General features: G+C 46.9%; 26 protein-coding genes. 18 read left to right on the top strand and 8 right to left on the bottom strand.

Annotated elements, in window-relative coordinates; genetic code table 11:
• Nucleotides 1-62 precede the first annotated feature (62 nt).
• Complete coding sequence (locus tag FTE24_RS09430) at nucleotides 63-551, top strand: VOC family protein (protein WP_237401708.1); 489 nt, start codon at nucleotides 63-65, stop codon at nucleotides 549-551.
• A gap of 496 nt (nucleotides 552-1,047) precedes the next feature.
• Here the strand turns inward: FTE24_RS09430 and nagA are convergent, their stop codons facing one another.
• The 4 genes from nagA to FTE24_RS09450 form a co-directional block, all read right to left on the bottom strand.
• On the bottom strand, nucleotides 1,048-2,307 hold the full coding sequence (gene nagA / locus FTE24_RS09435; RefSeq protein WP_237401723.1) for an N-acetylglucosamine-6-phosphate deacetylase: 1,260 nt from the start codon (nucleotides 2,305-2,307) through the stop codon (nucleotides 1,048-1,050).
• Nucleotides 2,308-2,627: 320 nt separating this feature from the next.
• Complete coding sequence (gene nagB, locus FTE24_RS09440) at nucleotides 2,628-3,353, bottom strand: glucosamine-6-phosphate deaminase (RefSeq protein WP_141446851.1); 726 nt, start codon at nucleotides 3,351-3,353, stop codon at nucleotides 2,628-2,630.
• On the bottom strand, nucleotides 3,350-4,216 hold the full coding sequence (locus FTE24_RS09445) for a MurR/RpiR family transcriptional regulator (protein WP_141446849.1): 867 nt from the start codon (nucleotides 4,214-4,216) through the stop codon (nucleotides 3,350-3,352). Before FTE24_RS09445 ends, nagB begins: the two co-directional genes overlap by 4 nt.
• Nucleotides 4,217-4,421: 205 nt before the next feature.
• Entirely contained in the window at nucleotides 4,422-4,871 is a 450-nt protein-coding gene (locus FTE24_RS09450; protein ID WP_150233004.1) for a DUF6843 domain-containing protein, read from the bottom strand.
• A gap of 122 nt (nucleotides 4,872-4,993) precedes the next feature.
• Between FTE24_RS09450 and FTE24_RS09455 the strand changes: the two genes are divergently transcribed.
• The 5 genes from FTE24_RS09455 to FTE24_RS09475 all read left to right on the top strand — a co-directional run bounded on the left by FTE24_RS09455 (nucleotide 4,994) and on the right by FTE24_RS09475 (nucleotide 7,794).
• On the top strand, nucleotides 4,994-5,590 hold the full coding sequence (locus tag FTE24_RS09455) for a YdeI/OmpD-associated family protein (RefSeq protein WP_150233006.1): 597 nt from the start codon (nucleotides 4,994-4,996) through the stop codon (nucleotides 5,588-5,590).
• 286 nt (nucleotides 5,591-5,876) lie between these two features.
• Nucleotides 5,877-6,224 carry a DUF3817 domain-containing protein gene (locus FTE24_RS09460; protein ID WP_150233008.1) on the top strand — a complete coding sequence of 116 codons (348 nt, stop codon included), beginning with the start codon at nucleotides 5,877-5,879 and terminating at the stop codon, nucleotides 6,222-6,224.
• A 128-nt stretch (nucleotides 6,225-6,352) separates the two neighbouring features.
• Nucleotides 6,353-6,862 (top strand): tetratricopeptide repeat protein, encoded by a 510-nt coding sequence (locus tag FTE24_RS09465; protein WP_150233010.1) that lies wholly within the window; start codon nucleotides 6,353-6,355, stop codon nucleotides 6,860-6,862.
• A 74-nt stretch (nucleotides 6,863-6,936) separates the two neighbouring features.
• Nucleotides 6,937-7,173 (top strand): hypothetical protein, encoded by a 237-nt coding sequence (locus tag FTE24_RS09470; RefSeq protein ID WP_150233012.1) that lies wholly within the window; start codon nucleotides 6,937-6,939, stop codon nucleotides 7,171-7,173.
• A 117-nt stretch (nucleotides 7,174-7,290) separates the two neighbouring features.
• On the top strand, nucleotides 7,291-7,794 hold the full coding sequence (locus FTE24_RS09475) for a hypothetical protein (RefSeq protein WP_150233013.1): 504 nt from the start codon (nucleotides 7,291-7,293) through the stop codon (nucleotides 7,792-7,794).
• 132 nt (nucleotides 7,795-7,926) lie between these two features.
• On the opposite strand, the gene FTE24_RS09480 is transcribed toward FTE24_RS09475, so the two are convergent.
• On the bottom strand, nucleotides 7,927-8,313 hold the full coding sequence (locus tag FTE24_RS09480) for an aspartyl protease family protein (protein WP_150233015.1): 387 nt from the start codon (nucleotides 8,311-8,313) through the stop codon (nucleotides 7,927-7,929).
• Nucleotides 8,310-8,570, bottom strand: a complete 261-nt coding sequence (locus FTE24_RS09485; protein ID WP_150233017.1) for a hypothetical protein — start codon at nucleotides 8,568-8,570, stop codon at nucleotides 8,310-8,312. Before FTE24_RS09485 ends, FTE24_RS09480 begins: the two co-directional genes overlap by 4 nt.
• A 393-nt stretch (nucleotides 8,571-8,963) precedes the next feature.
• Between FTE24_RS09485 and FTE24_RS09490 the strand changes: the two genes are divergently transcribed.
• Nucleotides 8,964-10,199 (top strand): hypothetical protein, encoded by a 1,236-nt coding sequence (locus FTE24_RS09490; RefSeq protein ID WP_150233018.1) that lies wholly within the window; start codon nucleotides 8,964-8,966, stop codon nucleotides 10,197-10,199.
• A gap of 520 nt (nucleotides 10,200-10,719) precedes the next feature.
• On the opposite strand, the gene FTE24_RS09495 is transcribed toward FTE24_RS09490, so the two are convergent.
• Complete coding sequence (locus FTE24_RS09495) at nucleotides 10,720-11,082, bottom strand: DUF3221 domain-containing protein (RefSeq protein ID WP_150233021.1); 363 nt, start codon at nucleotides 11,080-11,082, stop codon at nucleotides 10,720-10,722.
• A 290-nt stretch (nucleotides 11,083-11,372) separates the two neighbouring features.
• On the opposite strand from FTE24_RS09495, the gene FTE24_RS09500 reads away from it, so the two are divergent.
• From FTE24_RS09500 to FTE24_RS09510, 3 genes are all read left to right on the top strand, one after another.
• Nucleotides 11,373-11,546: a DUF2281 domain-containing protein gene (locus FTE24_RS09500; RefSeq protein WP_141446831.1), complete on the top strand. Its 174-nt coding sequence runs from the start codon at nucleotides 11,373-11,375 to the stop codon at nucleotides 11,544-11,546.
• Nucleotides 11,543-11,920 carry a type II toxin-antitoxin system death-on-curing family toxin gene (locus FTE24_RS09505; protein WP_150233022.1) on the top strand — a complete coding sequence of 126 codons (378 nt, stop codon included), beginning with the start codon at nucleotides 11,543-11,545 and terminating at the stop codon, nucleotides 11,918-11,920. The genes FTE24_RS09500 and FTE24_RS09505 overlap by 4 nt, the downstream gene beginning before the upstream one ends.
• A 182-nt stretch (nucleotides 11,921-12,102) precedes the next feature.
• Nucleotides 12,103-12,735 (top strand): hypothetical protein, encoded by a 633-nt coding sequence (locus FTE24_RS09510; RefSeq protein WP_150233024.1) that lies wholly within the window; start codon nucleotides 12,103-12,105, stop codon nucleotides 12,733-12,735.
• 175 nt (nucleotides 12,736-12,910) lie between these two features.
• Here FTE24_RS09510 and FTE24_RS09515 read toward each other — a convergent pair whose 3' ends face one another.
• Entirely contained in the window at nucleotides 12,911-13,135 is a 225-nt protein-coding gene (locus FTE24_RS09515; protein WP_150233026.1) for a hypothetical protein, read from the bottom strand.
• 675 nt (nucleotides 13,136-13,810) lie between these two features.
• Here FTE24_RS09515 and FTE24_RS09520 point away from each other — a divergent pair.
• The 8 genes from FTE24_RS09520 to FTE24_RS09555 all read left to right on the top strand — a co-directional run bounded on the left by FTE24_RS09520 (nucleotide 13,811) and on the right by FTE24_RS09555 (nucleotide 19,069).
• On the top strand, nucleotides 13,811-14,197 hold the full coding sequence (locus FTE24_RS09520) for an Imm8 family immunity protein (RefSeq protein WP_150233028.1): 387 nt from the start codon (nucleotides 13,811-13,813) through the stop codon (nucleotides 14,195-14,197).
• Nucleotides 14,198-14,584: 387 nt separating this feature from the next.
• Nucleotides 14,585-14,785 carry a DUF2716 domain-containing protein gene (locus FTE24_RS09525; protein ID WP_150233030.1) on the top strand — a complete coding sequence of 67 codons (201 nt, stop codon included), beginning with the start codon at nucleotides 14,585-14,587 and terminating at the stop codon, nucleotides 14,783-14,785.
• Between the two features lie 101 nt (nucleotides 14,786-14,886).
• Entirely contained in the window at nucleotides 14,887-15,801 is a 915-nt protein-coding gene (locus FTE24_RS09530) for a phosphotransferase (RefSeq protein WP_150233032.1), read from the top strand.
• Between the two features lie 22 nt (nucleotides 15,802-15,823).
• On the top strand, nucleotides 15,824-16,120 hold the full coding sequence (locus FTE24_RS09535; protein ID WP_150233034.1) for a hypothetical protein: 297 nt from the start codon (nucleotides 15,824-15,826) through the stop codon (nucleotides 16,118-16,120).
• A gap of 198 nt (nucleotides 16,121-16,318) precedes the next feature.
• On the top strand, nucleotides 16,319-16,816 hold the full coding sequence (locus tag FTE24_RS09540; RefSeq protein WP_150233533.1) for a MepB family protein: 498 nt from the start codon (nucleotides 16,319-16,321) through the stop codon (nucleotides 16,814-16,816).
• 63 nt (nucleotides 16,817-16,879) lie between these two features.
• Entirely contained in the window at nucleotides 16,880-17,512 is a 633-nt protein-coding gene (locus tag FTE24_RS09545) for a Type 1 glutamine amidotransferase-like domain-containing protein (RefSeq protein WP_150233036.1), read from the top strand.
• 220 nt (nucleotides 17,513-17,732) lie between these two features.
• The gene (locus tag FTE24_RS09550; RefSeq protein WP_237401724.1) at nucleotides 17,733-18,266 is read left to right on the top strand and encodes a phosphotransferase enzyme family protein; all 534 of its coding nucleotides are present in this window, start codon (nucleotides 17,733-17,735) and stop codon (nucleotides 18,264-18,266) included.
• Between the two features lie 35 nt (nucleotides 18,267-18,301).
• Nucleotides 18,302-19,069, top strand: coding sequence for a nucleotidyltransferase domain-containing protein (locus FTE24_RS09555; RefSeq protein ID WP_150233038.1), 768 nt, complete (start codon nucleotides 18,302-18,304; stop codon nucleotides 19,067-19,069).
• The last annotated feature ends 20 nt before the right edge of the window (nucleotides 19,070-19,089 follow it).

Raw genomic sequence — 19,089 nt, forward strand, 5'->3', positions numbered from 1 at the left:
GAATAGACACCTTTTCGGGAGATGATCTCAGTGTAACCCCTATACCGAAGGAGGAACAAATGATGAATATGTATCCGGATAAAAAATCAACAGGTCAAACGGCGGACACGCAGGTGGAGATGATCCCTTTTCTGTCACTCAATGGGCAGGCTGCGGCAGCGATCGCGTTCTATGAACAGGTGCTTGACGCCGAAGTGCTGCTGAAAGTCAGTTATGCGGAGATGGCGCAAAGGGACGATAGCTTCCATTACGCAGCAGGACAGGAAGAATGGATTACCCATTCCGTGCTGCGGATCGGCGCCAACAAAATCATGATCGCGGAGGAGGAACAGGATACAACGCGCCCGTGGAGCGCCGGCAACGACTTTTCGCTGTGCCTGCAGTCGACGGATCACGCTGCGATCGAGCGGCTGTACGACAGACTGACCGCCGATGCGCGCACCGTTGTCCTCGCGCCGCTGGCCGCCAATTCGTTCAGCAGCGGGTACGGCGCGGTGCGCGACCCGTTCGGCGTCGTGTTCCAGTTTACGGTGACACGGCACGCTTTTTGAGTGCAGGGAACGGCGACGGGGAAAAGAGAAAAGGAATGGGCGAGGCAGGAACGGAGGAGCAGGAAAGGAAGAGATGAGATAGGAACGGCGAAGCAGGAAAGGGAACAACGAGAATGAGGGGAAGCAGGATTTACAAGGGACGATTCGGAAGGCGAAAAATAGCCGGATGAACGGTCTAAAGCGGCAGGATATGTGAAAAAATCGATTTGGCAGCACAAAGAACCCCGGGCTTGAGACCAAGCCCGGGGTTCTTTGTGAAATAGGGAGTCAGACACGTCGAATCGAACGCGGTGACTTCGAATAACGGCCAAATTCCATCTATTTTGGGCAAATCGAATCCGTTTCCCGCAATAACGGCTTATATCCAGCTAATCAGGTCATTCATCGGCGAAAAAGGCCGTTTCCGATGAAATAGATGGATCTGGACCTTTATTGGGCGAGAAGCGAGATTTTTCGCCGAAATAGATGGATTCAGGTCGTTATTCGGCGCCTGCCTCTACCCGATCTTGCGGCCTGCGGCCCAGACGCCGCGCAGGTCCAGCTCTTCGTCCATCAGGACGAGGTCGGCGCGCTTGCCCGGCTCGATCGAGCCGGTCTTGTCGTAGATGCCGGCCTGACGGGCCGGCGCGGCGCTCGCCGCGTGCGAAGCGCGCTCGACGCTGAGCTGCGCCTGGCGGACGAGGAAGCGGAAGCCCTCGTCCATCGTCAGGCGGCTGCCGGCGAGCGCGCCGCCCAGCGTCAGGGCGACGCCGCCTTCGACCTTCACCGGCAGGTCGCCGAGGAAATAATCCCCGTCGCCGAGTCCCGCGGCGGACATGGCGTCGGTGACGAGGACGAGGTTCCCGTCGGTCTTCACCTTCGCCAGCAGCCTGACCGCGCCGGGATGGACATGAATCCCGTCCGCGATAATCTCGGCCGCGATCGAGTCGGTGCCGAGCACCGCCCCGGCCGCGCCGGGCTTGCGATGGTGCAGCGGCGTCATCGCATTGAACGTATGCACCGCATGGTTCAGTCCGGCGCCGACGGCAGCCAGCACTTCCTCGTAATTGGCGTCGGTATGTCCCAGCGCCGCCGTAATGCCGTTCGCTCTCAGCCACGCGATCGTCTCAAGCGCGCCTTCGCGCTCGGGCGCCAGCGTCAGCTGGCGTATCAGACCGGGATAGCGCGCTTCCCAGTCTTCCAGCCAATCCGTCCGCGGCTGCGAGATATGGGCCGGGTTCTGCGCCCCCGGCCACTGCGGGCTAATAAACGGCCCTTCCAGGTGCACGCCTTCGATGCTTGCGCCGGCGGCATCCGCGCCCGGCATCCCGCTGCGCTGCCGGTGCGTCCAGACGGCTTCCAGCACGCCGTCGATCATGTCGCGCGTTGCCGTCATGGTCGTCGCCAGCATCGACGTCGACCCGTGCGAGCCGTGGAACCTGGCGATGGTATCGAGGACGCCGGGCTTGCCGGCGTCCATGAAGTCTTCGCCCATCCCTCCGTGGACGTGAATGTCCACGAAGCCCGGCAGCAGCCAGCCTCCGGCGGCGTCGATGACCTGCTCGCCGCCCTGCCCCGCGTGCTTCGCTGCGCCGCTTCGCCCTGCGATCTCCATCGCCCCGTTCCGGCCCGCGATCTCCGCCGCGTCCACCCCGGCCGAAACCGCCCGGCCTTCGGCATCCTCCACGGAGACGATGACGCCGTCCGCCACGATGCAGGTGCCGCCGGCGATCACGCCGCCCGGCGTCACGATCTTCGCGTTGACGAAGCGGAGCAGTCCGCTTCCGCCTTCTCCATCTTCTCCGCCTTGCTCTTGCTTTTTGCTTTTTGCTTCTCCCAAAGCTTCCAGGCCGGCGGCCGGCCCCGGTTCCGGCACGTCGATATTCAGCTCCAACTGCTCCACATGCGGCTCGGCCGGCGCGTTTTCGTTTTCCACATATTCGCGCTCATTGCTCACGGCTTCCCCTTGCCTCTTCGGGTTGTCGCTGCGATTTTCTCCCGCATGCTCCCGCCCGGTTTCCAATCCGTCCAACCGTTCTTCGGGCCGTTCCCCGTTCGGGTGTTCCGCCCGATCTTCTCGCCGTTCTTCTCCGCCGCTCATTTCGCCCACGCTCCCGCCGCCTCGTCGAGCAGGACGACGAGATTCGGATGCAGCTGCAGCAGCGAAGCCGGGCACTGCGTCGTGATCGGTCCGGTCAGCGCGCGCTTGGCGATGTCCGCTTTGGACGCGCCGCGCACGACGAGCAGAATCTGCCGCGCTTTCATAATGCCGGCCACGCCCATCGTGATCGCCTGCTTGGGCACTTCGTCGATCGAATCGAAAAAGCGCGCGTTCGCTTCGATCGTCTGCTGCTGAAGCGTCGCCGCATGGGTGCCGGGAATCAGTTCGTCATCCGGTTCGTTGAACCCGATATGCCCGTTGTGGCCGAGTCCGAGCAGTTGGAGATCGATGCCTTCGTCTTCGATCATGGCGTCGTAATACGCGCATTCCTGCTCCAGATCGACCGCGAGGCCGTTCGGCACATGCGTGTTGGCGGGATCGATATCGATCTTGTCGAACAGATGCGTGTTCATGAAGCAGCGGTAGCTCGCCGGATGGCCGCCGGACAGCCCGACGTATTCGTCGAGATTGTACGAGCGGGCTTTGGCGAAGCTCACGCTGCCGCTGTCATGCAGCTTGACCAGCTCGCCGTAGATGCCGATCGGCGTGCTGCCGGTGGCCAGGCCGAGCACGGCTTTGGGCTGGGCTTGCAGCAGGCTGGCGATCAAGCCGGCTCCGGCGCGGTTCAGGTCTTCTTCGGTACGGAACGTCAACACATTCATGATTTGGCACCTCCGGGTGGGTTGAGATACTGACGGACGTTGTGGTAGGACTGTTCGAGCATGGGCACGTATTCGTCGAAGCCTTCGCTCAGCATGCCCGCGAACAAGATGTCGATCACGTGCAGCTGCGCGATCCGGGACGCCATCGCGCCGCGCCGCACGCCTTCTTCGAGCGACGAGGTGAACAGCGGAATATCCGCCAGATCGGGCAGGGGACTGGTGCCGTACCGGGTCAGCGACAGCGTGAGCGCTCCGGCGTCTTTGGCGCAGCGGAGCGCGGCGATCGTCTCCGGCGTCTCGCCCGAATACGAAATCGCCAGCGCCACGTCGCCGGTATTGAGCGTGGACGCCGACGTGATCTGCATATGCGAATCGGCGAACGCGGTACAGCTTTTGCCGATCCGGATCAGCTTCTGATACAGATCCTGCGCGACGATCGACGACGTGCCCATTCCGTACAGGTCGATACGCCGGGCACTGCCGAGCGCCGCGACGGCCCGTTCCAGCGCTTCGGGATCGAGCAGCCGGGTCGTGTCGGTAATCGAGGAGAGATGGTTGGCTTCGATGGCGCGCGCGATCTCTTTGAGCGGCCGTCCGGCGACGATATCCTGATACGTTGCCGCTTCGGACGGGCGCGACAGCTCGCCGATCAGGCGCATTTTGAAATCGGGAAATCCTTTGAAGCGCAGCGATTTGCAAAACCTCGTCACCGTCGCCGCACTGATTCCGCAGGCGGACGCAAGCTCCGTAATGCCGAGGCGCTGGACGAGCTCCGGTTGTTCCAGGATGTAGTCGGCCAGCCGTTTCTCCTGCGGGGAGAAGCGGTCCAGCCCTTCTTTGATCAGCAGCAGCGTAGCGGACATGACAGCACTCCTTCGGCAGGCGGCCGCCCATACCCAAGACTAACCACCTTATGAAAAATATTTTTAAAATAATTAATATAAAAAAGAAAAAGTTTTTCTTGCGTCCATCATAAACGATGCGTGCCGCGGATACAAGCCTCTTTTGCCAGTGCTGCCGCAAACACGAAAAAGACCACTTCCGGTACACGGAAACGGTCTTCGGGAATCAGGACGGCGCAAGCGCGGGGTTCGGGTAATGCTCCATCCGCTCCGGCGAACCGACGAAAAATTGCTCGACCAGCTTCTTGCCGGGCAGCGGATGGCCTTCGGCATCTTTGCCGTTGGAGCGGGTGCCGATCGACGGGTCCTGAATCACTTCCGTAATGTCTTCGATCGCGCTTCGATTGCCCTGCCCGTCGACCCAATAATATTCGTCTTCGGCTTTTCCGCGCGCAGGTTCCGGCGTCGACGTATCCAGCGTGCCGTCGCTGCCGATTTTGAAGATCCCTTTGCCGTCTTCGAGCGGAATCTCGGGTGCGCCGGCCTGGTCGAAATCGATCAGGACCCACCCTTCATAGCCTTCGGGAATGAGGTAGACGCTGGCCGGACGCCGCTCCGAACAACCGACCATCAGCACAAGCAGCAGACCGATCCAGATGATTGCTATTTTTTTCAAAACAAACGCTCCTCTTATTAAATAGTGGAAGCCGTTTCCTTGTATAATGAAGCCAGCTCTATTCATACAGACGCTTGAAGATCGCAAAAAGTTCGACTATTCGAACCATGGAGGGATCCAAGATGCATCAACCGCAAACGAACCCCAAAGTCGACGCTTTTCTGAAACACGCCAGTCAGTGGCAGAGCGAATACGCGAAATTGAGAAGCCTGGCGCTGGACAGCGAAATGACGGAAGACTTGAAGTGGGGCCAGCCGTGCTACACGATCCAGGGCGGCAACGTCGTACTGATCCACGGCTTCAAGGAATACTGCGCGCTGCTGTTCATCAAAGGCTCGCTGCTGCAAGACAACGAACAGATGCTGATCCAGCAGACGCAGAAAGTGCAGGCGGGCCGCCAGCTGCGTTTTCGCAATCTGGAAGAGATCGAGCAGCAGGAAGAACGCATCCGGGCGTATATCCGCGAAGCGATCGAGATCGAACGCGCCGGCCTCAAGGTTGAGCTGAAGCCAAGCGAAGAGTATGCGATTCCCCTGGAACTTCAAGTGCGCTTCGACGGCAGTCCCGAGCTGAAGACGGCGTTCGAAGCGCTGACACCGGGCCGCCAACGCGCGTATCTGCTGCATTTCTCCGAACCGAAGCAGTCCAAGACCCGCGAAGCGAGAATCGACAAGCACGTGCCGCGGATCATGCAGGGACAAGGATTGAACGATCGGTAAATGCGCCAGCCCGAGCATGGTCCCGGTCCCGCCGGAAAAGTGTGCACGTCCGCGGGGGAATCCTTTTCATGGAAGCAGCCTCCGTTTGGATCACGATGGACGGTCGGAATCGACAACGCTTTTCTCTTATATCTAACCATACATATGGAGTGCTTTAAAGTTGAGAAGTGCGCCGAACATCCGTTAGAATGGGAAGGAACCAACCTTTTAGGACGTTTGCGCAAGCGTCTCGGTGGGTCTGTACCGCCGTTTACGCAAACGCCTTCACCATTCGAAGGAGGCTGACATGCTGAATACCGTGCTCGGAAGATTCAAACTGATCGGGTACATGGAAGGGGTCTCGTTTCTGCTGCTGCTTCTGGTGGCGATGCCGCTGAAGTACGCCGCGGGCGTCGATATGGCCGTGACAATCGTGGGAGCGGCGCACGGCGCGCTGTTCGTGCTGTACATTCTGGCCGCCTTCCACGCCTTTATCGCACTCAAGTGGGGCATGACCAAGTTATTCTGGGCGCTCGTCGCGTCCGTCCTGCCGATCGGCACTTTCGTGTTCGAGTCGTATTTGAAAAAAGAGATCCAGGCGGGCCGCGCTTACGCGACGCCGGAAGAAGCGCGTGGACTGCGGCGGGCGGGGTAAGCATACCTAAGTTCCCCGAATGAGAGCCTTGAGAAGGATTTTCCTCTTGAGGCTTTTTTGTATGGACATTCATAGGTGTCAAATTCAAATCGGGTAATAGACAGGGAAGAAGAGAGGCGGATGAGACGATGAGAAGAGAACGGTTGGACAAAGCTATTCAACTTCGCGAAGAAGGACGAGCGGCACAGGATCAAGCCTTGCTTGCTGAGGTGCGTGCCCTGCTGTTGAATTTGGTGCGCGATTATCCGGACGATGCCGAGGTGCAATATCAGACGGCTGTCGCTCACGACAATTCCGGACTGGGCCGAGAAGCGATTCCTTTCTATGTGCGGGCTATCGAACAGGGACTGGCTGGAGCGGATCTGGAAAGAGCTTTGCTTGGCCTCGGCAGTACGTATCGGTATTTAGGGTTCTATGAGGAAGCGGAACAGACTTTGCGCCGAGGTGTACAAGAATTTCCAGACCATAGAGGCCTCCAGGTGTTCTTGGCTATCGCTCTGTACAATACGGGCAAACACAAAGAGTCGACCGAAATCTTGTTGGCTAATTTGCTCGAAACTACCGCAGATGAAAAGCTCCGTTATTTTAAAAGACCGCTCAAGTACTACGCCGAACATCTTGATGAGACCGGGGAATAATCGGGCATGCTATTTATGATGCAGGTATGCGTCAGCCATCTAATATAGCGGATCAGGAGAAGAGGGGGCGCAAAATGAAAACGGCAGTAAAAGCAATAGGGATCATAGCGGTTGTCATAGTGGTTGTTATTGCAGGGTTGGCGTTGATGTGGTTTATGTTCTTGTCGATTAACGATAAAACCATGAAAGAAGTCGAAGAGAGAAATCGTCAAGAAACAGAACAAAGTAGGCAGGTTACGGTGGATGGAAAATATGAATATTTTTTTAATTTGGTTGGAAGACTAACCGACAGTCCACGTACACATTTATAGGTTAACCACAACGCCCCAATTAAAAGATGAAATAGAAACTTTCGAAGTAAACATGAAAACAGAGAAGGCAAAAAAATGGAGTGATAAAGGTCCGAATTACCAGAGGAGAGTGGGTTTTTGATCCTGGATTATTTAAAAAAGCATGCCGAAAAGGCATATAGAGAAATTCATTTGATCCTAACGTCTCCGCATTTTTTGTTTTCTAATGATCCCAAGCTCATTCAAAACGAAGTTAATCATAACTATACGTATATACACGGGTTCAACAGATTGATTAAAAATAATCGAATATCGTCGGAGAAGTTGATAGAAGCTTTTTCATACCTCGAGCAAGAAATCATGAAGTATCTCAAAAAGCACTATAAAGACAAGGACTTTGTATTTTATTTGTATGCAGACGCCTTGGTGCCGGCATTTAGAGTGACACTGGTTTCTTATTACGGCGATCGGGATTTGAAAGAAAGTAGTTCGTTGCCTGAACTGATCGATGGGTATAAAGAAAATGCTTATTTTAACGGATTAGAAATTGTAGAGCAAGAGACTGATCAAGAACAGATAGAATCGGAATCAGATATAATCCCCAATGTAGCAAAGCGGTATATGAAGCTGATAAATACCTAGTTGGAATCTCGAATAGACGGGTAACTTGACTTGACGTAATATTCACGCTGCAGGCATACGCCCTTGGTCCGGTATACATAGGGTCGTGAATATAGGAACGTTATACAAAAATTCAGAGAAGAAAAAAAGTAGTTAGGGTTTCCTAACTACCATATATTTAAAATCAATATTCAATTGTAAAGTCGATAAAAAATCCACACCTAGAATCCCATCAAAACCATAAGGTTCTTTTGTCTGTCCAAGCTGAACGACAAAATTATCTAGTACATGATGATTCAAGGTCAATGAATGAATAGACTGCTGAAATGAAAGTTCACTTTGACCCCCAATTCCATACATTCGCACAGCACGACCTTTTACTGGATCAATGGTTAAACCTGTAGGTTCGATTAAATCAATATCAAAGATTGTGACTGCACAACCTGTATCCAATAATACATTAGGAAGCAAAACAGATTCATGTTGATAAGCGAATAAAACTTCAATGATAGGAAGTCCGTTAACTAATCTTATTTTCATCGAAGACCTCTAATTCCAATAAACGCTTGTTCTTGAACTTCGATGTTCTCGTTGACGGTATGAAAGATATAATATTCGCGTGAAGGTTCGGAAGAATGCTGTTTTTTGTAAGCATCCCAAGCAAGCTTAGTATCTTCGTAATCATTAATGACAGAGAATTCTTCGATATTACGCATGTTATTAGCTGAGTAGGCTGAAATTGCTTCAACAAGAACCCAACGATTCGGAAACTGAATTCTAGCTTCACACCATTTCATATCCTTTCCTCCCTTGATTCTTTACCTTTAATTGTACGGAGAATAAAGAGTAAGAGCAATGAAGAAGTTTAGGCATAGTCAAAGGAGTCTGAATCTTCATATAACATAATATTCACGCTGCGGGCATTCGTCCTGGGTCCGGCATTCGCCGGACACTCAGCATAAGCTGAGTCGTGAATACAGGAACGTTAAATGAAACCGCTTAAATATAGACAGAAATCCAAATAGTTAAAGTAGAAAGTATTCTAATAAAATTTATCATAATCACATCTTTTTTTAATTTTTTTGTAATAAAAAACCAAAAGAAGGGTAATGATTTAATGTGCGCCTTCAAGGTTTAGGATGTAAAAAATTAGCTTAGAAAGGGTGGTTTTTTTGAAAAGGAAAATTTTTATGGCTTCAAGCAGTATGATAGCTTCTCTACTGTTAATGACTAGTTTTAGCCCGGCTAATGCTACAGATGAATTTGGGAATTCGGCTAAAATTTTTGAATACGAAGGACGGGAATACACCGAAATACCTATTGATGCCGGATCACCACCTACAGATGTGAGAATTCAAGCTCAAACTGAATTGAGCTTAACAAACACCGATTTGATTGATGATCGTGTAGAAGTCGACAAGTATTTAGAAGAAGAGCATAATGATGTTTATGCTGGTAGTTATACAAATGATATAGGCGAAAATATTATTTTGATAAAGGGAGCTTCAAAAAAAATTGAAAATCAGATAACACTACAAAGTAACTTGCCGGAGCGGCTTGAAGTTAAACAAGTTGACTATTCTAAAGAGGAACTACAAGTATCAAAAGAACTTTTAGCCACTCATGCAATCGAACTTAATCTAGCTGCAGTTGGTATAAATGAAAAGTTGAACAGAGTGAATGTTTATGTTTCAAAGGAGTCTGATCGTGAAGGAGTAAAAAATATAATTGATGAGAATATGATTAATTGGATTGACTCAGGTGAAATCGCAATTGATGATCACGCTTATAACCTGTACCCTGGAGAACAAATAGATTCCCCTTCTCCTACAATTAATGCTTGTAGTTTAGGATTCAATGGGCGTGCTAACAAAACTGATGTAGGTGTTACAGCAGGGCATTGTTTAAATGGAATATGGTATGACAAATCTGATGGTCCTTTATCTATTGGTAGTATGTTTAACGCTAATAATAGCTCTAATACTACTTACGATGCAGGTTATATTACCTATTCTAGTATTGTTGTTCCAAGCGTTTATTTGAACGGAAGTTCCTTGACGATAGGAACTACTGATTATGCGGGTTACTATAGAGGAATAGGAGACAGTGTTAGAATCCATGCTCTTCATGGCAACGGACAGAGTTATGCTCCTGTAAAGGTACTAGACACTTCTTTTACAATAGCTGGACAACCCTATGATCTGGTTGCTACAGAGGTTCCACGTGAAGCACAGTATGGAGATAGTGGAGGGTTAGTGTATAGTCTAGCTAATAACGGCAAGAAAAACTATGCTCGTGTTGAAGGGATATTTAAAGGAACTGCTACGGATGCAAATGGTTATCCCATATACGGGTTATTTTCTAAATACAGTCACGTATACAATGGTTTAGGCATGTCAGGTGTATATACGGATACAACGTTTTAATCAATCAATAATTGCTTATTAACAACTAGATTTAAATAAAAGAGCTGGCGATAATAACTTATCGTTTCAGCTCTTTTTATAATCTTATAAAATATATATTCAAATAGTCTAGTACCTTGTCAACACTAAAGGTAAGGTTACACCCGCTTGAAACGCATCTGAAGCGTACACGTTTCAAGCAGGTATAAACCTCTGATTAAGAGTTGACAAGGTACTCGTACTCTGTACCAAATGAAGGTAAGGTTACGCTCGTCCAAAACGCGCTAGACCCATGCGCGTTTCGTCCAAACGTAAACCTACTATTTGACCTGATACAGAGTACTAGGGCGTGTACGCAAACTCCGCTGGAAGCAGATTTTGCTGAATTTTCGTTCTCGGCAAGGAACTTTTTCGAAGGCGTGCCGGGGCACGTCAAGGAGAAGTGACGCAGTAGAGGGCGAAAAGGTAGCAAAAGATGCACGTCGTTGAGTTTGCGTACACGGTCTAAATAGACAGGAAGCAACATTGAAACTTAAATACTTTATTTACGAATTATTTTGATATCTTCTGCTGTTGCTTGAGCAGGGTAAGAAAAATCAATACTACCTTTAATTTTAAATTCTACTTCATAACCTATTTCAATCTTTTCGTAAATATTTTTCGGAATAGCAAGAAAAATGGCATTAGGCTTGTTCTCATTTAATATTTTTTCAACATTATTTATTTTTAAATCTTCTTTATTGGCATCTTGAGTCACTAAAATGCGTTCATTTTCCTTTAAAATTACAATACCATGCTGTTGATCCCAATTTTCTGAAAGTGAGTTTGCAGACTCTTTATTATTTGACTGACACCCCACTAGAAATGTCATCATAAAAATAAAAATAAAACTATATTTTATCAAAATTATTCTCTCCTTCAAAATGGATTTGTAATTTAATTATATTATGGAAAGGTAAAAGATGCATCGTTTAAATCTAAAATTTAATAAATGATTCAAGTTTTAGGAGGGAATTGATTGTATTTAAAAGAACTGTGGCAATAAGAAATTTTGAATTTAATATTCTTATTGGATAAGCGGCTTCATATAACCTAATATTCACGCTTCGGGTATATGCCTTGGGTCCATAGAAAAGATTAAGCGTTTTAAAGTTTTGCGTTATACTATGAATTAAGAACAGGAGGCGATTAATAATGAGTCTGGAACAAAAATTGATTAACGACTTTTTGTCTTTGCCCCAAGAAAAACAAATGGAAGTCATTGATTTTGTTGAGTTTTTAAAGACAAAAAGCACACCTCAGACAGAGTCTATAATGGACGATATCATTAATGAAAATTTAGAAGCGCTTAAAGAACTCGCCAAATGAAAATGATTACCGTTGACCAATTGCTGATCTATCATCAAAAGATTATAAAGGCGACTGGTGGAGCGAATGGAATCAGGGATCAAGGCTTGCTAGAAAGTGCATTGGGTAAAGTTGAACAAACCTTTGACGGTAAAGAACTGTACCCGGGGCTTACAAGGAAAATCGCTGTCGTGGCTTTCTCTTTAATCAAAAACCATGGATTTGTGGATGGAAATAAACGGATCGGAGTAGCCGTTATGCTACTTTTACTCCGATTAAACGGATATTCTATTCGATATAGTCAAGACGAACTCGTTCAATTAGGGTTGGGAACAGCAGAAGGCAAATTGAATGAAAAAGATATCGAGGAATGGATTGTAAGGCATCGGGAATAAAGCTCGATGTCTTATTCTATATCTTCTTGAATATTCAAAGAAGACTAGTAGAACGCATAACATCGTATTCACGCTGCGGGCATTCGTCCTGGGTCTGGTATTCGTCAGGTACCTGACATGCGCCGGATCGTGAATACAGGAACTTTATACGGAAATCCATAGAAAGCCTGGAGGGATCATAAATGGGGACAAAGTTTGCAAATCTTCATATCAAGACCGAAGATCCAACAATCATTAGGCAAGGGCTTCAACATTTAAATAATCAAATGGGAATTGAATTGACTGGACGCGCAAACGATAACAGAAATGTTATTGACCATTACCTGTATAACTTTGAGAAACAAGAACCAATTAGGGAAACCGGGTTGAAGGTCACTTATTATACTAGCCAAGGAAGACAATGGACTAGTGTTCTGAACGATTATTTTGAATGGGGCACTATTGAACCGGTTGGAGAGCTGCTTTCGAAGTTTATGTCTGAACCTATTATGACTATAGGTTTCTTTGATGAGGACATTTTTGAATTCACTATATTTCAAAACGAAGGAATTAAATTCAAAAAGTATTTTTGTGGAGAATGGGCCAGTGAAGAATATGGTCTTAATGAGGAAGTCATTGATATTAAATATCTGAAGGAAGTTCTTGAGATTGATCAAGAGCACATCGATAAATTACTACAAATTGAGAACCCGCAACAGGCAGTACATAAGCTTTCAGAATTGATTCATATTCATTTATGGGTAAAATCAAGTTGGATTGTTGAAGACGAAGACCTTGCAGAAAAATATTCTAAGCTGGATTTAAAGATTATGTAAGCAGTTCAAGGAGAAATGAATATCTGGTAACCTGATATTCATGCTGCAGGCATGCGTCCTTAGTCGGGCATTCGCCGAACACCGAACATCTGTTGGATCGTAAATACAGGAACTTTATAGGAAAGATCGAAAACCCAAAAAAATAGAGTCACTCAAATTGAATGACTACAAGTTTTCATTGTCTATTAATTTTTTCGAATTCGGATTCCAAGCGAAAGATTCGTTTGTTCAAGGCGGCAACCTCAGAATCTTTATCCGTAAAGTTATGATAAATACTATGAATTTGAATAGACATTTGTTTTTGATTCTGATCCAAAAGCATTTGATTCTGGTTTAATTGTTGAACATCTTGTCTAAGGGCTTGAAGTTCTTGAAGGATCTGATTAAGCATTTCTTCCATAAACAATCCCACCTTTCGCACAGATAATTATAACACGGATACACAGATTGAAAAATAAAAGAAAGTTGAAAAATGAGAGAAGAGAAATTGGGTAAAGACTTGAATCTTAGAGAATGATAAGGGCTTGTAGGAAATGTCAAAGAAAAACGATCTATCCTATAACCTCATATTTTCATGCTGCGGACATTAGTCCTTGGTCTGGCATTCGCTAGACACCCGACATGCGTCGAGTCGTGAATACAGCAACGTTATATGAAAGGACTGAAGCCATTGATATTGAATGAAGTCTTTGACCAATATCATTTTTTATTCAGTCCAAAGATAAAAAATCACAGATACTTTTTTATTTAAAGACGTTGAATTAGAGCATTTACAAAAAAAAAAANGAAAGATCGAAGACATTGCGTAGATGCTGTACTTTAGGTCGCGCGTACAGGAGCAGCCTGGCATGATTTGCCCGACTTCGCATAAATGATGCTGGATACGAAGATTGTCCGGGTTCCTCAACACAGAACAGGCGCAAAAGAGAGCTAGGCAAGCAATCGAACGTTCACAAGGGGGAAATACAACTTATTTCATGCGACGGATTCAGCTAGAAACCAATTCGATTTCTGTAAAGGACAACTTGTGGTGAAGATCTTGTTAATTATACGTATTACTAAAGGAGGCTTATCAATGATTGAAGTAGAACTCAAAGACATTCATGTATTTAATGAACCAGATTCAGCAACTAATTTCTGCTTGGCTGCAATTTTATACATAGGACTTAAAGGAGAAGAAGGTGCGGATGCTTTTCACGCTATTATTGTATCCCCGAAAGGTCTTTATGATTCTCTTAAGAACGAAAAAAATACTGTTTTAAGAAACTATATTTTATTGCAAGAATATGATTTAAAAGAACTTGAACGCTTAGTAACTGAAATCGTTGAAATCAGTGGAAGAGAAACCTGGAAACAAACAGCGTTATTCTTAAACAAATTTTTTTCATGGAATTACGAAGATTATGGCCTTGACCCTGATCATTTAGACCTTGATCAGTTAGACCCTAGATATAGGGATTAGATATCCCTTTTGACTTTGAAAAAATCAGGCATCATTAAATGTCACCTCATGGTTTTCGCAAACAATAAAGCAGGCAATCAATATTGGAATGATACAGGATGGATCAAAAGGGATGATATTCTGATCTTTTCAAAAGATACATAGGGAATAGGATCGGAAATATGGTCCTTACCCTTTTTAACCGACATCAAGGATCGTGGGAAGTGCATCAAGTTGAGAGTAATCCAGGGGCGCAGGTGTTTTGGAAAAGAGTAATTAATGAATACACGAAAGGTCAATTTGAAGAGCGCATAGAGAACGGGAAGACCATACAGACGTTTATGAGCTAATTCGAGAAGACAGATAAACCAAGCATATATCCAAAAGATTGGCCTACATTTTCAATCCATGAATTTTAAATCTTGTTTGGAACCGCACGAGTATCTATACGCGTTGGATTGGCAGCATGAATCCTTTTATTATTCTCCATATTTGCAAGAAAAGTTTCCGAGAATATCATTTTACCTTGATGGGGATTACTATTTATTTTTGAAGAAGGCCAAAGGTTTTTGGTGGAATAATTCGAAGAGGCGGATGAACTTCATATAGCCTAATATTCACGTTGCAGACATTCGCCCTTGGTCCAATATGCATCGTTCCGGAGAATGTAAACGTCTAAGTAAAGTAAGGAATGAGGAGGTAGACATGGCATGGGAGCAACAAATGTATGGGATGCGGAGTGGGAGGTTGACGAAGAGCAGGTGCGGACGCTGATCGGCACACAATTCCCGCAGCTGTCCTCGAAGCCTGTAAAGCGATTGGGCTGGGGGTGGGACAATACGGTTTTTCTGATCGGTGACGAGTACGTGTTCCGGTTTCCAAGAAGAACGTTTGCAGTCGGCTCGATTCGTATGGAAGGGGAGCTGCTGCCCAAGCTGGAAGCCTATATGACTATTCCCTATCCGAAACCGTTGTTTTACGGGGAAGCAAGTGACGCATACCCGGCGCCATTTCTTGGCTATGCCCACGTGCCGGGAGATTTCCCGATCGGTTTGACGGAAGAACGCCGGGCTTTATCGGCAGAAACGCTGGCGAAGTTTTTGCGAAGATTGCATGAGTTTCCGGTGCAGGAAGCGCTGAAATGCGGAGTTCGGCAAGACCACCGAAGCTTAACGGACATCGCGGCGCGCAAAGTGAAATTGGAAGGTTTTCTATCGAAGGTGGATGAACACTTGTCGCCGGAGGAGTCCGGTGTGATCGAAGCGTATATGAGCAGGCTGCAAACGGACCGTGTCGAGGCGGTGAATGTACTGCTGCATGGCGATCTTCATTTCAAAAATATGCTTGTGAATAAGAACGGGATCGTTGCCGGCATCATTGATTGGGGCGATCTGAGTATAGGTCATCCGGCTTGCGATCTGAGCGTGGCGTACAGCTTTTTACCACCATACGCTCGCGGGGTGTTTTTCGAAACGTACGGAGGAGCCAACGAGGAAACGAAGCTGCTGGCGCGGCTGATCGCGGTATACATCCCCGTACTGATCTTGATGCAAGCGGTCGATGACGGGAATGAAGCGATTGCGGTAGAAGCGAAATCCAATATTATGCGAGCACTGTCGGATTAGGCTTATGATGAGGAGAAATGTAATGGAAAATAATAAGTATCCCGAAAATTACTTTGAACACTACATCATTAGTTTTTCAGGCATCGGTTATGCGCCAAACAAAGTTGGATTTGAAAAACTGGCAAAGTTGTACATGGATATAGAAGGGATTAACGAATTTTTCAATCTGATAAAAGAGATACAGATTGTAAAGGAAAATAACGATTGGTCACATTTTGAAAGTATAGCTGAAGATTTTGAAATAGAAGGCTTAGATATTTTTAAATTAAAAGAGCTGGTCGAGGTAACTATAAATATATTTAACAATATCAAGGTTTAACAGCTTATGATTTAGCAAAGAGTAAGAGATTTAAAGATCTTATGAATTTCTTGCAGTAGTTATCGAGTGGAGATAAGCCCTTGTTTTTAGAAGCACAAATCGCTATTCCGATGAGGATCAAATCGAAAAAATGAAAAAGATTGCGAGTCAGCTTGGGGCAGTCGTAGTCGGGGATGAAGGCGAGGCGTATTGATGGGAATGGATGATTTTCACGAAGCCTTAACCTATGTAAACGAGAAATTTTATAAGCCCAACCATTTGATCATCGAAGATATTCAAGCCGAAAGCCAAAATGCAAAATATGGGGCGGGCAGATTCCGTATCCGTTCCACAACGGTTAGATTCAGGGTGGCCAAGCAAACGCCCAAGAAGATCGGTCAATTCGTCGTCTGTTGGGAAAAAGGCAGCGACAACAAAAATCAAGCCTACTCTTATGAAAAGGCTGCTGATCTGTTGGTCATTAACACCTTCGGAAGTCACAACGAGTTTGGGCAATTCATTTTCCCGAAAGATCTATTGTTCAAACAGCACATCCTCAAAACAGAGTCTTCCCATGGAAAAATGGCTCTCAGAGTCTATCCGAGTTGGGATGCGCCTACCAGTAAGCAAGCTATAGACACGCAAAAATGGCAGCTGCCCTATTTTGTACAACTGGATCAAGGTTCTTCTTCACAAATAAATTCCTATATACAGTAACCATTCGTCAATCGAAACGTTTATAAGAAGATGGCGACGTTACATACAAAGGCGGGGATTTCAATGGGCAGCTTATTACTTACCTCTTGCGGTTTTTGCACAGAAGATATTAAAAATCAATTTCTGGATCTTATCGATCGAGAAATCTCTCCATTAAAAGTCGCGATCCTTACAACAGCCTCTCCGACGAGAAATCATAATCGATATGCGCAGCGGGCCATGCAGGAGTTCAAGGACATGGGCTTTCGGCATATCGATTTTGTCGATATTGAATTCGATGATCCGCAGATTCTGATGGATCGAGACGTTATCTATATCAACGGCGGCAATCCATTTACGTTACTGCATCACGGCAGGAAAAGCGGAGCGGATCAAATCATGCAAAGACGGGCTGCCCAGCATGTCGTCATAGTCGGAGTGAGTGCCGGAACGTTATGGCTGGGGCCGAATATTAACCTTGTCCATGTGTTTACTCCACAGATGAATACAATGGGATTAACGGATTTGCAGGCGTTGGGTATTATCGGCTCGCCTATTTTTCCTCACTATGACCGGGAAGACTTATTCCAGGATGCGGCAAGTCGCACGATAGAAGAGAGAATCGCCGCATTCGAATTCGAGGAGAACTGTAAGGTGACGAGGCTCACAGACGAACAATGCCTCTCGATCCAACTTCAAAAGGATGTGTCAATTTGAGTTTATTTCCTGTAACGTACTCGCTTTTGTCCAAACAAGCCCTACTCTCGCATATTAAAGCCCATTATGAATTTCAAGCCCCTTTGCAGCTCCAATACTTCCTCAGAGGCATGAACGATACGTATATTTTGGAGACCGGGTCGGGCCCATCCCCATTGCCAAAAAACACGGGACTTTCATCAACGAATTTGCTGTCACCGAAGGCGTAAAGTACGGGGTGATGTTCAGTTTCGCGGAAGGTCGGGAAAAGCCGATCCATCACGTGGAAGACAGTTATCTGTTCGGGGAATCCGTGGCTCAAATGCATACAGCGACCGGGCATTTCCAAAGTGAACACGCAAGAGATTTTCTGGATTTGGAGTTTTTGATGGACAGACCGCTTGAACTCATTCAATTACATATGCAGCATCGTCCGGAAGATTACCATTTTATTTGCGAAAAAATGTCCGAATTAAAGAAGCAGCTGGCGGCGAAGATCGAAGCAGGGCTCGATTGGGGCATTTGTCACGGGGACTTGCATGGCAACACGAATACAGCCTTTACGGACGACGGAGTGTTAACCCATTACGATTTCGATATTTCCGGGTATGGGTGGAGAGCTTACGATATCGCAGCGGTTGCTCTATTTGTCGTATTGAGACAACTGTGGCTGTTTGGTTTATGTTTTAACGAATCGGAGCTGGTCGGGGGCGCCGACTTTGACGAGGGCTTTATCGACAGTAAAATGGAGTATTTCAGGAAAGTCGTTTTTTGATCTTTTATCGTTTTTTTAGCGTAGGAGGAAACCGGATGAGACTGGAAAAAGTGATCAATCGAATAGAGATACAGGACGAATACAAGGAATTTGTGGAGAAGTATATCGATGAGATCCTCGCCGAATTCGGGGGTCAGGTCCACAGCCTGTATATGTGCGGTTCGGTTCCAAAAGGAACGGCCACACCTTTCAAATCGGATGTGGATTTTACGCTGGTGTGCGCAAAACCCGAAGAGATCGATTACGACAAAGTATCTCTTATCAAAGACAGGTTGTTGGCACAATATCCATTCCTCACCAAGATCGATACGATCGTCTGCTCGATCGACGACGTCTTGCATAAACCGAACGAGTGGGGATTTTGGATCAAGATCATTTGCGTGTGCGTCCATGGGCCCGATCTCGGAGAACAAGTACCGCCGATCGTTATTGCGCCAGCGTTCATTTTAGACCTGAATACAGATACCGAAGCGGAAGTGAAGCGTCTGCACCGTTTACTTGCCGAGACCGACGACCCGGCTCTGAAGACCCGATACATCAAAGGGTATGCCAAGCGATTGATTCGGGCTCTATATTCTCTCGTGTTGGAACATACGGGGGTATGGGAAGACGATATCGTGGAGATGAAGAACGCTATCGTAACCTACTGCGAGATCGACTCCGCCTGGGTGGAGGAGCTGTATGCTTGTTATCTGAACCCTGATATACCGGTGGCGGAGTTTCTCGGGCTTGCGGATCAAGTGTATCGCTATTTTGAGCAGGCTTTGCAGACGATGGCTGCTTCCAGAACTGACTCCGACTGATTGGCAAACACCGTCACGAG

Origin of the sequence: Saccharibacillus sp. WB 17, assembly GCF_008634075.2 — a bacterium.
Taxonomy (GTDB): Bacteria; Bacillota; Bacilli; order Paenibacillales; family Paenibacillaceae; genus Saccharibacillus; species Saccharibacillus brassicae.